Here is a 14,518-nt window from a genome sequence, read left to right as displayed (position 1 = left end):
TAGCAGATAGGTATTCTGTGTTAAGGCACTTAATTAAAATCTTTTCCATTCTCATTCGTCCTCTCAATACATTCTTCTACTTTAGCAATCTTATTTTCGAAAACAAAACATGGCTCGTCCAAACTATAATAGTAACGGTGCATCAACCGATGAACCAACAAAAGCAAAAATAAATCAGGAGAACCTAAGGCAATCGCTTTTTCTTTTCACTTATTTAAAACCATACCGCACCAAATTTATTTGGGCGCTTATATGCATCGCACTATCAGCCTTCAGCACTAGTGCATTCCCTTTTTTATTGGGCAAGATGATAGATGCTGCTGTGCCGGGTGCTGCTACAGTAATTAATAATCCATCGCTTACTGCTATTGCTGCCCCTGCAGGGGCAAGCGGGCTTCGCCATATTTCATGGAGCTTAAACACGCTTGTCATTTTAATATTTGTACAACTCACTATACAAATGCTTTTTTCATTTATGCGCGTTTATTTGCTTACCGAGGTTGGCGAAAAAGCACTTGCCGATATGCGCAAAGATGTGTACCGCAAACTGCTAAGCATGCCGATGAGTTTTTTCACCGAAAAAAGAGTAGGCGAATTAAGTAGCCGCATATCCTCCGACCTTTCGCAAATTCAGGATGCAATATCGTTTACACTTGCCGAATTTTTGCGAGGCATATTTACCTTGATCATAGGGCTGGCATTTATTTTCTGGATAAGTGCTAAGTTAGCGCTTATTATGCTATCGGTAGTTCCTGTAATTGCCATACTGGCTGTGGTTATTGGCAAGTACATACGCAAGATGAGTAAGAAGGCGCAGGATCAACTTGCCGAAAGTGGCACCATTGTGCAGGAAACATTTCAGGGCATCAGCATAGTAAAAGCATTTACGAGCGAGTTTTTTGAAACTGCACGTTACAGCAAAAGTGTTTTATCGGTGGTTGAAACAGCCATACGTAATGCACGTTACCGTGGTGCCTTTATTTCGTTCATGATATTCAGCGTGTTTGGCACCATTGCTTTTGTAATGTGGTGCGGTGCCAATATGATAAAAGCCGGAGAGCTTACCCCGGGCTTGCTAACCATGTTTGTTATTTTTTCTGTTTTTGTGGGTGGAACGTTTGCCGGCTTTGCCGACATGTTTAGCCAGTTGCAAAAAACATTGGGCGCAACACAAAGTGTGCGCGAAATACTGCGCATGCAAGGCGAAGAGGTAGACATGAACAATGATCCGGTAATGCCCGAATATAAATTAAAGGGCCAAGTGCGTTTTCAACATGCCGCTTTCAGTTATCCCTCGAGGCCCGATGTAACCGTGTTGCGTGATGTAACCCTTACCGTACGTGCTGGTGAACAAATTGCTGTGGTAGGGCCAAGCGGTGCAGGCAAAAGCACCATTGCTTCTTTGTTGTTACGCTTTTACGAACCACAAAGCGGCAGCATATTTTTTGATGAGCGCAATGCCACCACCTTTCCGCTTTCGCAATTGCGAAAGCAGACGGCCTTTGTACCACAGGATGTAATTCTTTTTGGTGGAAGCATAAAGGAAAACATCGCCTATGGTAAACCCGATGCTACCGATGCAGAAATTATGGATGCAGCATCTAAAGCAAATGCCGATGAATTTATCAATCGTTTTCCCGAAGGTTACGATACCATTGTTGGCGAACGCGGAATAAAACTTTCGGGAGGGCAAAGGCAACGCATTGCTATTGCAAGAGCTATTTTAAAAAATCCGGCCATTCTAATTCTTGACGAAGCCACAAGTTCGCTCGACAGTGAAAGCGAAGCACTGGTGCAAGATGCCCTTGAGCGACTGATGAAAAACCGCACTTCGTTTGTTATAGCACATCGATTATCTACCATTCGCAATGCCAATAAAATTGTGGTGCTCGACAGAGGCATTGTTGTTGAAACAGGAACGCACGATGAGTTGCTTGCCAATACCAAAGGTCTATATCGTAAGTTAAGCGAGATGCAGTTTGAATATGCTCCGAATGGAGCATAGCATAACCGTACATTTTTTAAAAAGAAATCGGTTCCATTTTTTTTCGCAAATACTTTTTTTTCAAAACACTTCTTCAATTATAAAGTCAACCCCGTTGAATGTAAACCTTTCTCCTTTTCTTTTATTTAATAGTTGCATTGACAAGGGTGCTTTAGGCGAAATGAAAATTATTTTTTCCTCAGCTACTTGTTGGGTTCCTATACCTGAGGCTATAAAGAACATGGCATGCCGGCATACCACTACTGCACCAATTGTTGCCTGCTTATAAATTTCCGAAACATTAATCGAGTTTAAAAAAGCCAATTCGTGCTGGGCTTCTTCCATTTGCCTTGCGTTCATCTCGTTGTCTAAATGGCCCATGGCCCTTGTGGTTTCATGCTTGTCGCCAACCGTACTCTTAGTATCGTTGTTAGCAGAGTCCTGCGCATTCTGCATGGCGAGCAAGGCCGTTTCAAGCCGCTGCACAAGCATGGCTATACCATGTTGTTTTAGTTTATACTTAAATTTTAATTTCTGATCGGGGGGCAAATCGCGTAACATGCTTTTATCGGTTTACATAAAAATTTTTTTGGGCCGTGGTAAAATTGCGCTCGGTTTTTATCTGGAGCAATATGATTAGTTAGGGAGTAACGGTTTTCTAACGTTCGTTAAAATTACTTTCTACTTTATAATAAAAAATAATCAGTGCAAACTAATCGTAGCAAAGTTAATGTGCAAAGCCATGTCATTAATGAAATAAAAAAGATATTGATTTCAACGCGCCTCTTATCTTAAGCAGATGGTATAAGAAACACACAAGTTTAACCACTCACAATGCCCGGCTCTGCAAAGCCATATTTTTCTTAAACCTATTAACAGAAAAAGAAAATGATTGCGCATGATATACATAAGTGGTTGCCCGATGCAAACAGATGTAGCTGCAGTAGCCCTTACCACCATTATTACATAAGGGTATAAAAGTATTACGCCTTATTATTTTTTATTTTTATATCGTGTATCTCGAGCCAGGTGGGGCCATTAAATGTATTGACAATACCGTGTTGCGAAAGATAGATATGTGCTTGCCGGCTTCGCCTGCCCGATTCGCAGCAAAGCACTATCGGGTGAGGCATTTGGCTTATGCGTTCTATTTCATTTACTACCTCTTCTACCGGAATATTTATTGCTCCTTCAACATGCCCTTGTTCAAACTCTTCCTTAGAGCGAACATCTAGTATAGTATGCGTTTCGCTTTTTAATATATCATCTATATGCATAAAATATTTTTTTTAATTTTTTCAAAAGTAAAAGGCCAATGAAACCGTAAAGCTAATGGAAATAATTTCAAAATATGATAGATATCATTTAGTTTTTTCAAGATGCTACTTTCAAGAAATCGTTTTTATGAAGGCAAGTAAATTATTAGTTTAAGTATAGCGGTCATATTACCAACAAATGTTTTACATAAAAAACGAGGTCCAGTCAGTCAAATCTTTTTTTTAAAACATGAAGGAAAGGTCAAGATGAAACAGGTGGAAAAAGTATTTTGTTGAGAAGCTTTTTGGCGCTCAAGTATTCATACACTTTTAAAAAGTATTAAGACTAAAGCAACTTGTTGGTAGTAGTTTACTTAAAGCCAGTTGCGAGTATTAGTAAATGAATTGCAAGGGTTGAAACAGTTGCTTGCATGGAGATAAAAACAACCAAATTACCCATGTAATAAACTTATAGAGGTACTACATAAAAAGGACAATTCCTATGAAATGAATCATATTGTTAAGCCTGTTGCATCATTGTGTAAGGACCAGCGTATAGTGACCTTTGCGGCATAATTTTAAAACTTAACCAAATGAATTTAAATCTGTCAAACACCAGAGAGGCACGTTTTTTACCGGGAGTGGTAAAATACTGCTACGTATTTACGATAGCCTTAGTGCTATTAGCATTTGCAGGTGCAAATGCACAAGCGCCTGACTGGCAATGGGCAAAGGGAATAGGAGGAACAGGAGGTGACTTGAGCTACTCCATTGCCGTTGATAAAACAGGAAATATATATACGACTGGTACTTTTAGCGGAACCGTTGATTTCGATCCGGGTGTTGGTGTATTTAATTTAACGTCAACAGGGAGTTCTGATATTTTTATTTCCAAGTACGACAATTCAGGCAATTTCATTTGGGCTAAGAGCGCAGGCGGCACTTCTTCCAGTTACAGCTACAGTAATAGTGTTGCAACCGATTTTAGCGGAAATATATTTATTACAGGCGTATTTGTGGGACCTACTATAACGTTTGGTACAACTACTTTAACAAATGTAGGCACAAGCGGTTTTGATATTTTTTTAACAAAATATGATTCAAATGGAAATGTGATTTGGGCTAAGAGCGCTGGAGGTAATTGGTCTGATCAGAGCTTAAGTGTTAGCACAGATATAAGTGGAAATGTATTTATTACTGGATTATTTTCTTACCAAATCACTTTTGGAACTACGCCTCTGACTGGTGCAGGAGATCTAGATATCTTTATTGTAAAATATGATTCAAGCGGAAATGTGCTTTGGGCCAAGAGTGAAGGCGGCACTGGTGATGATCGAGGTTATTGTGTTGCTACCGATGCGAATGGGAATATATTTATTACAGGCCCCTTTGATAGCCCTACCATCACCTTTGGCGCTACGACATTAACAAAGGGAGGCATCACTGATATTTTTATAGCTAAATATGATTCAAGCGGAAATGTGCTTTGGGCTAAGCGCGCAGGCGGCACTAAATACGATATTGGCATCAGTGTTGCTACCGATGCAAGCGGAAATGTCTTTATGACAGGGTATTTCGGTAGTCCTACAATCAAATTTGGAACTACGACTTTAACGAAGACAGGCGTAAATAGCCTTGATATTTTTATAACAAAATATAATCCAAATGGAAATGTGCTTTGGGCAAAGGGTGCTGGGGGCACAGCTGGCGAAATTGGCTATAGTGTTGCAACTGATACAAGTGGGAATGCATTTGTTAGCGGCTATTTTGCTAGTCCAACCATCACCTTTGGAACAACTACTTTATCTAATGCAGGAAGTAATGATATATTTATTACAAAATACAGTGCAAGTGGAAATGTGCTTTGGGCAAAAGGTGTTGGCGGTATTGATTCTGATGTAGGTCATAGTGTTTGTACAAATACAAGTGGGGATGTATTTATAACTGGCTATTTTAGTTCACCCAATTTGATTTTTTGGAACTACTACTTTAACCAATCAGGGCAATAATGATGTTTTTATTGCCAAGCTAAGTGAGCAGTCTTGCAGTACTTTTGTTTGTAATTTCAACCCAGTACTTGTTACAACCCGAGTATCAAATTTTGATTGCAATGACGGTTCAATTAAAGTGATTTTAATGGCACTTTTCAGGCATTTCCTCATCTTGAATTATACGACTCAACTAATTCTATGATAAGTTCAGTAGACTTAGGCGTAAATGCAAAAAAACACACATTCTCTAATCTGAAGCCTGGTAGCTATACGGTAAAGGTGTTTGATAATAACTGCTGTGAAAAGGTTTTTGTTGCTTACGTAAAATGCGCGCCTCCATCATCTGGCTTTGTAACCACCAATATCACAACAACAAGCGCAAGGCTTAACTGGGATATAGTAAATTGTGCCATTGGTTATCGGGTGCAATACCGCAAACTGGGAGATACTACTTGGACCACTACGAGCATAAATTCAAACATTGGCAAAAAAAATCTCTACCTACTACAGCCAAATACCACTTATGAGTGGCACGTGGCCACCAAGTGCATTGGTGCTTTATCATTCCCTGTGTATGGCCCTTCTGTCAATCAACTATTTGCAACTGCAGCTTTAAAATCCGGTCAACTTCAGGATGCTTATTTTACTGAATTGTTTGACATTATTATCAAACCCAATCCGGCATCAAAAATAATCACCGTAAACTTTGAAACAGGAAATTCAACTGCTGTTTTGAAAGTGATTAATACAATGGGACAAACTGTTTTTGAAAAACAATTGATAGGTGATGACGGAATTTACGAAGAGCAACTTGATGTAAGCAGATTCATCAACGGTATTTATTTTTTGGTTGTTGAAACTGAGAATGGAGTTAGCAGAGGGAAGTTTGTAAAGGAATAAAATCAAAATAAAAATAGGGCAGTTCTTAAAATGAGTTTTTAGAACTGCCCCTTTATTAAATCATATTAAATCAAAACATTTAAATCAAAACAAAAATGTTAAACGTAATTACAGATGCAGATTCAAAAAGCAAAGTTTCCACGCATTTGGGAAAATCAATACTTTGCTTCTTGGCTATACTTATTTCATTAGTCTTTTTTGTTTCTGATAAAGTAAATGCACAAGCGCCCGATTGGCAATGGGCAAAAGGAATAGGAGGAACAGGAGATGACAGAGGCGGGTCAATTGCTGTTGACGATTCTGGAAATATATATACGACAGGTAATTTTAACGGAACCGTTGATTTTGATCCGGGAGTAGGGGTGTTCAATTTAACATCAGCCGGAAGCTATGATATATTTATTTCAAAGTTCGACAGTTTAGGCAATTTCGTTTGGGCAATAAGAATGGGCGGAACCGGAGATGATGGTACAGATTGGGTTGCAGGGAGATGTATTGTCCTTGATGCATCAGGAAATATTTACACAACAGGCTATTTTAGTGGCACAGCCGACTTTGACCCATCACCTTCTGTATATAATTTAACATCAGCAGGAAGTATAGATATTTATGTTGCAAAGGTTGGCAATCAAGGCAATTTTATTTGGGCAAGAAAAATGGGTGGCACTGCTCAGGACCTAGCCAATTCAATTGCTTTGGATGCAAATAATAATGTTTATACAAGCGGGCGATTTGCTGGCACATCAGATTTTGATCCCGGCCCTGGGCTTTACAATTTAACTCAGTCAGGGGTGTGGTTTGATATTTTTATTTCCAAATTAGATAATGCCGGCAATTTCGTTTGGGCAAAACATATTGGCAGTACAAATTATGAACAGGCATTGGATATGAGATCCGATGGATCAGGTAATATTTGTATTACAGGTGGTTTTACGGCACCGTTGATTTTGATCCTAATGTAGGAGTATTTAATCTAACAGCTGCGTATAGTTATGATTGTTTTATACTAAAAATTGATAGCTCCGGCAATTTGGTTTGGGCTAAATCAATTGGACGTTCTCCATCTCCTGGAAATGGAATAGGTATAGCTGTTGATAAATCTGGAAACGTTTACTCAACCGGCCAATTTGGGGGTACTTTTGATTTTGATCCTGGTACAGGTGTGTTCCATTTAACTTCAAAAGGTTCAGATGATATTTATGTTTTAAAGTTAGATGCTTTAGGAAATTTTGTTTGGGCAAAATCAATAGGGAGTTCGGGACAAGACATTGGACTTTCCATTGATGTTGATTCATCAGGAAACGCTTACACTAGTGGGGTTTTTCAAGGCACTGCTGATTTTGATCCCGGTGTTGGAGTATTCAATCTAACTGTAAGTTCCGGATACGATATTTTTGTTTCCAAGTTAAACAGTTCAGGAAATTTTGTTTGGGCGAAGTCTATTAAAAATGGAAACTCGGGGCCTTACGGATTTTATGGCAGCGGCATTACTGTTGATGATAATAAGAACGCTTATCTCATAAGTCCATATTCGGCTGCTTCAATTACATTTGGTGCTACAATCATTACAAATAAAGGTCCATCGGACATATTCATTGCAAAGCTTAGTAATGACACAATTACTGATCCATGCGCCAACATCACCTGCAACATCAACCCGGGGGCATTTGCAACCAATGTTTCAAATGCTGGCTGTAATAATGGAACCATAAAAGTAAAACGTGGCAATGGCGTTTATAACTTCTATCCACACATTGAATTATATAAAGATGCTAATCTTGTAACGTTTATTGATTTGAGCCCCGGCACTTTAGAATATACTTTCTCTAACCTTATACCCGGCAAGTATACTGTAAAAGTATCTGATGGTTTATGCTGTCAAATTACCTTCTTCAGAAACATAAAATGCCGTGCGCCCTCGTCAGGTTTTCAGGCATCAAACGTTGCTGCCCAAAGTGTAGATTTAACATGGAATGTAGTTAATTGTGCCGAAGGGTATCGTGTTCAGTTCCGTCCGGTGGGCACAACCTTCTGGTATGCAAGGAATACAAATGGTAACACCGGTACCATAAGCATAACCGGTTTGCTACCAAATACTACCTACGAATGGAGAGTGGGCACTAAATGTCCTGGTTGGCCAACCACACAAAACACCATTGCTTACTCCCCCAAATCATCATTCAAAACAACGGCATTGCGAGTTGGCGAAATTATTACCGAAACAAACTTTACGAATGAAGCAGTTGCATTAAATCTATTTCCAAACCCAGCAACATATACACTCACCGTTAACTTCGAAGCCGAAGACGAAATGGCCAATTTGAAAGTGGTAAATACAGTGGGACAAGTTGTATATCAAAAACAGCTGAGTGCTACCGATGGAATTTACGAAGAGCAACTTGATGTATCCAACTTTAGCAATGGCATGTATCTGTTGTTAGTAGAAACTGCTAATAGTATAAGCCGCAAAAATTTTGTAAAAGAGTAAGCTGTGCAATGTTAACGCAAGCATTAATACACACCATCCTGTTGAAGATAGTTTCAGCAGGATGGTTTTTAACTAATCAGTCGAATCACTAATTAGGATGATAGAAATCATATCATAAAAAGAAGAAGGGTTAATTTATTTGACTAAGCTAACTACCCTGTTTTGATTGTTATTGTCAAGCTAACTAAAAGCATACCTTGGCTCAATCATTTTGTTCAAGCAGTTCAATAATTTAATTAGTCAAAATCGAATGTTTTTTTGTTTGAGCTTTTTTTAATAGTCACAATAAGTTGTTGTGCGATGAGCAACATATCTACCTCCATTGAAATGCGCTCTTTTAATTTTCATTTGTCTTAAACCAAAAATGACATGAATTATCATGCGAAGACATTATCAGCAAAAAAGGGCCTTAAGCAAAATATTTGATGCATCCGGTTTGTTTTCAAATTAAAAATTACATTTGAAAAAAAATGAACCGTTTAAAGTTGAATCCATCATGGATTCATGCTAACCTTGAATAATTATTTTAATCATCACCATTAATAATTCTTAGTAATGAAGGACTATAATTTTTGTTTTGTTGTAATTGGTTTTGGAGTAAAGCCAAGTTATGCAACGGGCGTAGTGCGATCGCTCGATTTAAATCAAACCTATACCAAACTCATTAAGCCTGTGTTTGATGAGCTTGGAATTAAATGCCAGCGTGCCTGCGATATGAATGTAACAGGGAGTATAGACCAGGTTATGATAAAGGCAATAAATGAATCGGATATTGTGATATGTGACATTACATGCCTCAACGCAAATGCGTTGTGGGAATTAGGTGTGCGTCATGCCCTTCGCAAAAATCACACGATCCTAATTTCTGATTGGGCACACTTAAGGCCAAGCCCACCATTTGATGTAAGCCATCATGTTATATTGGGATATGAACACAACCCCGAAGGCATCACGGATGCCGAAGCCGATCGTTTCAAGGCAGAGCTTAAGAAACTTGTTGAGAATCTTGAAAATAACTTGCTATCATCTGATAGTCCCGTGCAGGATATTCTGTTTCCCGAGACAGGAAATTTATTTGATAAAAAAAGTAATGAGCCACCTCTTGAACCTTTTTCATCGATTATGAATAGAGCTGAAGAAGCTAAGAAAAAGAAGGATTGGGCGCTTGCCATTTCACTATATGATAAAGCCAAAGAGTACACCGAAAAAAACCTTGCCCCCAAAAGCGACCTTCCATTTATTGAATGCAGGCGTGCCCTGTGTACCTATAAATCTAAATCGAACGACCTGTTTGTCTTAGCTAAGGCCATGGCCATACTTGATCCGCTTGGACCTAAGGATACTACCGATGCCGAGATTCTTGGATTAAGTGGTGCCATCAACAAACGAATTTTTGAAATCAATAATGACTTAAAATATCTTGAAGAATCTGTCTGGTATTACGACCGGGGGTTTAGTCTTGTACAGGATTATTATAATGGAATAAATGCTGCATTTATGCTCTACAATAAAGCATCGGTATTAAAGGGTAAAGGCAATGACGAATGGGAAGATGCTAAAACAGATGCTGACTCTATGCGTAATAAAGTTTTAAAAGTATCGCTCGCGCTTGAAGCTTCAGAAAATTTTAAAGAACGTAATGATGCAGTATGGATTTTATACACCATTGCCGAAGCATATAATTATAAAGGTGATAAGCAAAAGCAAGATGCATATGAAGCAAAAGCCAAAGAATTTGCAACAGCTACTGGTGATGCCTTTGCCGAAAGTTCGTACGAAGAACAAAAAGGAAAAATTGATAGCATTTTATCTAATCTTGGAGTAGGGTAAATTAGAATTTCCATTTTATTCTTCAGCCACGGATGCACTAATAAACACGAATGAGGAAAAGAGCAACAAAAATTATTCGTGCCCATTCGTGTATTAGTGGCAACAGTATTTTTTGCCACGGATGCACCATTAAACACGAATGAGGAAAAGAGCAACAAAAATTATCCGTGCCCATTCGTGTATTAGTGGCAATTGTATTTGTTGCCACGGATGCACTAATATACACGAATGAGAAAAATAGCAATAAAAATTATCCGTGCCCATCCGTGTATTCGTGGCAATTATTGTAAGTCAATACCAACATTTTTTTTTGCAACGATACTTAAATTAAATTTTAAGCAACCCTTACTTCTTCTTTGGTTGGGGCAAAAGATTTTTTTCATAAAGATCAATCCACTCTGTGGCACTCATCTTTTTCATTAATTCGCCAATCAGTTTGTATGGTATATCGTCCAACTTTTTAAATCGTATGCAGCTCTTGCCCATGTCCAGTTTTTGCCTGGTGTGTTTTGGAAATTCTTTTACAAACCAATTTAGTAATTCACGATTGACATATATCCCCATGTGATAAAAATTGATAGATCCTTTTTGAGATGCTATACCTGCAAAAGGCAATGGCTCTGCAGGTTTACAATGGTAACCAGCAGGATATAGTTTGTGTGGGATAACATAGCCGAGTCCACCATAGCTAATGCCTGGCTCAAATCCCTTAGGAAGATTTTTTACAATTACCTTGTGCAGCATATTAAATGGCTCAATACGATCGGGAGGTACGTTTAATAAGATTTCATTTACTGTTTTGCCTTCTTGTTTCATACGAGTACTTTTTAAAAACAAATGTATGATTTTAAAGAGTTTGTTTTAAGGATTCTCTAACATAAGATCAATAATTTTTGTAACAGCAATTTTGTTTCTCAAATCATCGCGCAGGTGTTTAAATGTATGATGCAATGCACAAGGTTTTGAATCGGAGCATTTCGGAAATCCCAGCACACAAACACTGAATATCTGTTCACCATCAATTACTTTAATTACATCGCGAAGGAATATTTCATTCTTACGCTCATCCAATATGTAGTAACCACCTAAGTGCCCTTTGGTACTCAAAATTAATTTGGCATGGTTCAGTTTCTGTAATATTTTAGAAGTATAAGCAGCAGGCGATTTTACCGCCCTTGCAATAACACTTACCGGCAACTGCTTAGCACTATTGCTTTCATTAATAAGAAAGACCATTATTCTTAATGCATATTCACACGACTTCGAAAACATGCTGCAAAAGTATATAAGGGCCGAGTTGTATTCGCAATAAACACACAATAAATGTCATAGTAAGAACTGATAAATCTCATATCGGACATATATGTCCGAATTGAAAAACGCTGTTACTTTGCCAACACTTAAACTCTAAAATAATAAAGCTATGTCCCGCAAAATCAAAAACAAAATCACTAAGGCCAGTTTGCTTATTGTACTTGGTATTGCCATTTACAGTTGTTCTACACCAATAAGGCAAAAAAATGAAGAGGCATCCGGTACAGCATCAACAGAGAATGCCGCCCCGGCTGAGGTTTCGACCGAATCAAAAGATGCTAAGGGCATTGGTAAGTTTACCAAAGTTGAGTTGTCGCCAACACTTGATGTTAAGATGGCTACTATAGGAAAAGAAGTATATGATGTAAAATGCGCATCGTGCCATAGGCTTAACGATGAAAAGTTGGTAGGCCCCGGATGGAAAGATGTTACCCAACGAAGAACAGCCGAATGGGTAATGAACTTTAGCACTAATCCTGATGAGATGCTCGATAAAGATGCGATAGCCAAAGGCATGCTTGAAGAGTGCTTGGTGCGTATGCCTAATCAGAGCTTAACAGATGATGATGCTCGTAGCGTTTATGAATATATGCGAGAAAATGATGGCGTTAAGTAAATTCTAAATTCAATAATTAATAACAAAAAAGTTCTTGTAAAATGATGATTAAATCAAAATTAATGATGTCGGCAATAGTCTTGTTGATGGCATCAATTTATTTGCCTTCGTGCAAACCAAAAAATGTATCGTCTGCAACATCGGGCGATGCAGCTATAAAGTCGTTTGTTGCCCCCGGCAAATACGATGAGTTTTACAATTTTGTTTCTGGCGGTTTCAGCGGACAAATGACCGTGTATGGGATACCATCGGGACGCTTGTTCAGAGCCATTCCTGTATTTTCTGTTGACCCCGAAAAAGGGTATGGTTATACCGAAGAAACCAAGCCCATGTTAAATACCTCGCATGGTTTTGTGCCTTGGGACGATTTGCATCACCCGGCACTTTCTACTACCGATGGTATACATGATGGCAAATGGGCATTTGGCAATGCCAACAATACACCACGTGTAGCGCGCATAGATTTAAAAACGTTTCGCACAGTTGAGATTATCGAAATACCTAATAGCGGAGGAAATCACTCTTCGCCATTTATTACCGAAAACACAGAGTATGTGGTTGCAGGCACCCGTTTTAGCGTTCCTATGGATAATAACAGAGATGTAGCAATAGATACGTATAAAGAAAACTTCAGAGGTACCGTTAGTTTCATAAATGTAGATAAGGAAAGTGGACGCATGGGTATTGCCTTTCAAATTCTTTTACCCGGTGTAAATTTCGATTTAGCTCGTGCGGGTAAAGGAAAATCGCATGGCTGGTTCTTCTTTAGTTGTTACAATTCAGAAAGGGCTAATACCTTACTTGAGGTTAACTCTACACAAAAAGACAAAGACTTTGTAATGGCTGTAAACTGGAAAAAAGCAGAGGAATATGTAAAATCTGGTAAAGGAGTAAAGAAAGATGTATCCTATGCTCATAATGTGTATGATGAAAAAACACATTCTGCAACATCTACTATGGAGAAGGAAGTAATTATGCTTGACCCCAAAGATTGCCCTGATATGGTTTACTTTATGCCATGTCCAAAATCGCCACATGGATGCGATACTGACCCAACAGGTGAATACATAGTTGGAAGCGGAAAACTTGCCGCCATAATTCCGGTATTTTCTTTTACCAAAATTCAAGCTGCTATAGCTGCAAAAAACTTTGATGGCGACTATGAAGGAATTCCAGTATTAAAATACGATGCCGTGTTACATGGCGAAGTGAAGAAACCAGGTTTGGGACCTCTTCATACTGAATTCGATGCGGATGGAAATGCCTATACGTCTTTCTTTGTTTCGTCAGAGGTTGTAAAATGGAAGTTGAGTGACTTGTCTGTGGTTGATCGTGTTCCAACATATTACTCCGTTGGTCACTTGTGTGTTCCTGGTGGACCAACCAAAAAGCCATGGGGCAAATATATGATAGCGTATAACAAAATAACTAAAGACCGCTACTTGCCTACAGGTCCCGAGTTAGCACAAAGTGCACAGTTATACGATATTAGCGGAGAAAAAATGAAACTCATTTTAGATTTTCCAACCATAGGTGAACCACACTATGCCGAAGCAATTCCTGCTGAGCTGTTATCAAAAAACTCAACCAAGATTTATAGGATTGAAGAAAATGCTCATCCATATGTTGCTAAAGGCGAAAAAGAAGCAAAGGTTGAGCGCAAAGGAAACGAAGTTCATGTTTATATGACATCAATCCGCTCGCACTTTGTACCTGATAATATAGAAGGAGTAAAAATGGGCGATGTGGTTTACTTCCATGTTACCAACCTTGAACAAGATTGGGATGTGCCGCATGGTTTTGCAGTTAAAGGTGCTAACAATGCAGAGTTGCTAATTATGCCTGGCGAAACACAAACATTAGCTTGGAGACCTGACAGAATAGGTGTTTTCCCAATGTATTGTACCGACTTCTGCTCGGCCTTGCATCAGGAAATGCAAGGTTACATAAGGGTAAGTCCGGCAGGAGCCAACATACCACTCACATTCAGCACAGGTAAAAAAGCTGCACCAGCTCCCGAAGCAGCTAAATAATCAAGTAATAAAAATATTCAAGTCTTATTATAAGTTAAACTAAATGCAATGCTGTCATCAGGTATTATTTTAATCTGATGGCAGCCAGCAAAAAAAATCAACATTA

12 protein-coding genes are annotated in these 14,518 nt (G+C 38.7%); 8 read left to right on the top strand and 4 right to left on the bottom strand.

All coding sequences use genetic code 11. The features are described 5' to 3' along the window. Positions 1-109 precede the first annotated feature (109 nt). A complete protein-coding gene (locus IPO27_06895) occupies positions 110-2,005 on the top strand; it encodes an ATP-binding cassette domain-containing protein (GenBank protein ID MBK8846301.1) in 1,896 nt (631 codons plus the stop codon). 60 nt (positions 2,006-2,065) lie between these two features. Here IPO27_06895 and IPO27_06890 read toward each other — a convergent pair whose 3' ends face one another. Together IPO27_06890 and IPO27_06885 are read right to left on the bottom strand one after the other, a co-directional pair. Then, positions 2,066-2,545 (bottom strand): hypothetical protein, encoded by a 480-nt coding sequence (locus IPO27_06890; protein ID MBK8846300.1) that lies wholly within the window; start codon positions 2,543-2,545, stop codon positions 2,066-2,068. A gap of 422 nt (positions 2,546-2,967) precedes the next feature. Next, on the bottom strand, positions 2,968-3,261 hold the full coding sequence (locus IPO27_06885; GenBank protein MBK8846299.1) for a rhodanese-like domain-containing protein: 294 nt from the start codon (positions 3,259-3,261) through the stop codon (positions 2,968-2,970). 572 nt (positions 3,262-3,833) lie between these two features. Here IPO27_06885 and IPO27_06880 point away from each other — a divergent pair. The 5 genes from IPO27_06880 (at position 3,834) to IPO27_06860 (ending at position 10,449) form a co-directional block, all read left to right on the top strand. Next, a complete protein-coding gene (locus tag IPO27_06880; protein MBK8846298.1) occupies positions 3,834-5,249 on the top strand; it encodes an SBBP repeat-containing protein in 1,416 nt (471 codons plus the stop codon). Positions 5,250-5,429: 180 nt separating this feature from the next. After that, on the top strand, positions 5,430-6,131 hold the full coding sequence (locus IPO27_06875; GenBank protein ID MBK8846297.1) for a T9SS type A sorting domain-containing protein: 702 nt from the start codon (positions 5,430-5,432) through the stop codon (positions 6,129-6,131). Between the two features lie 95 nt (positions 6,132-6,226). Next, positions 6,227-7,093: an SBBP repeat-containing protein gene (locus IPO27_06870; GenBank protein MBK8846296.1), complete on the top strand. Its 867-nt coding sequence runs from the start codon at positions 6,227-6,229 to the stop codon at positions 7,091-7,093. Further along, positions 7,045-8,619 (top strand): T9SS type A sorting domain-containing protein, encoded by a 1,575-nt coding sequence (locus IPO27_06865; GenBank protein ID MBK8846295.1) that lies wholly within the window; start codon positions 7,045-7,047, stop codon positions 8,617-8,619. Before IPO27_06870 ends, IPO27_06865 begins: the two co-directional genes overlap by 49 nt. A gap of 555 nt (positions 8,620-9,174) precedes the next feature. Then, entirely contained in the window at positions 9,175-10,449 is a 1,275-nt protein-coding gene (locus tag IPO27_06860; protein MBK8846294.1) for a hypothetical protein, read from the top strand. A gap of 345 nt (positions 10,450-10,794) precedes the next feature. Here the strand turns inward: IPO27_06860 and IPO27_06855 are convergent, their stop codons facing one another. Both IPO27_06855 and IPO27_06850 read right to left on the bottom strand, forming a co-directional pair. Beyond that, positions 10,795-11,265, bottom strand: a complete 471-nt coding sequence (locus IPO27_06855) for a DUF1801 domain-containing protein (protein MBK8846293.1) — start codon at positions 11,263-11,265, stop codon at positions 10,795-10,797. 45 nt (positions 11,266-11,310) lie between these two features. Further along, positions 11,311-11,685, bottom strand: coding sequence for an Rrf2 family transcriptional regulator (locus tag IPO27_06850; GenBank protein ID MBK8846292.1), 375 nt, complete (start codon positions 11,683-11,685; stop codon positions 11,311-11,313). Positions 11,686-11,872: 187 nt separating this feature from the next. On the opposite strand from IPO27_06850, the gene IPO27_06845 reads away from it, so the two are divergent. Continuing rightward, entirely contained in the window at positions 11,873-12,379 is a 507-nt protein-coding gene (locus IPO27_06845) for a cytochrome c (GenBank protein ID MBK8846291.1), read from the top strand. Positions 12,380-12,423: 44 nt separating this feature from the next. After that, the gene (gene nosZ / locus IPO27_06840; GenBank protein MBK8846290.1) at positions 12,424-14,412 is read left to right on the top strand and encodes a Sec-dependent nitrous-oxide reductase; all 1,989 of its coding nucleotides are present in this window, start codon (positions 12,424-12,426) and stop codon (positions 14,410-14,412) included. Positions 14,413-14,518: the final 106 nt, after the last annotated feature.

This window comes from Bacteroidota bacterium, from assembly GCA_016714535.1.
Taxonomy (GTDB): Bacteria; Bacteroidota; Bacteroidia; order AKYH767-A; family OLB10; genus JADKFV01.
Note: the sequence above shows the minus strand (reverse complement) of the source record. Positions and strands in the feature narration are given on the sequence as shown.

Coding starts and splice junctions, on each gene's coding strand:
- nosZ (MBK8846290.1), top strand. CDS start 12,424: ATGATTAAATCAAAATTAATGATGTCGGCAATAGTCTTGTTGATGGCA.
- IPO27_06875 (MBK8846297.1), top strand. CDS start 5,430: ATGATAAGTTCAGTAGACTTAGGCGTAAATGCAAAAAAACACACATTC.
- IPO27_06890 (MBK8846300.1), bottom strand. CDS start 2,545: ATGTTACGCGATTTGCCCCCCGATCAGAAATTAAAATTTAAGTATAAA.
- IPO27_06880 (MBK8846298.1), top strand. CDS start 3,834: ATGAATTTAAATCTGTCAAACACCAGAGAGGCACGTTTTTTACCGGGA.
- IPO27_06845 (MBK8846291.1), top strand. CDS start 11,873: ATGTCCCGCAAAATCAAAAACAAAATCACTAAGGCCAGTTTGCTTATT.
- IPO27_06870 (MBK8846296.1), top strand. CDS start 6,227: ATGTTAAACGTAATTACAGATGCAGATTCAAAAAGCAAAGTTTCCACG.
- IPO27_06855 (MBK8846293.1), bottom strand. CDS start 11,265: ATGAAACAAGAAGGCAAAACAGTAAATGAAATCTTATTAAACGTACCT.
- IPO27_06850 (MBK8846292.1), bottom strand. CDS start 11,685: ATGGTCTTTCTTATTAATGAAAGCAATAGTGCTAAGCAGTTGCCGGTA.
- IPO27_06860 (MBK8846294.1), top strand. CDS start 9,175: ATGAAGGACTATAATTTTTGTTTTGTTGTAATTGGTTTTGGAGTAAAG.
- IPO27_06885 (MBK8846299.1), bottom strand. CDS start 3,261: ATGCATATAGATGATATATTAAAAAGCGAAACGCATACTATACTAGAT.
- IPO27_06895 (MBK8846301.1), top strand. CDS start 110: ATGGCTCGTCCAAACTATAATAGTAACGGTGCATCAACCGATGAACCA.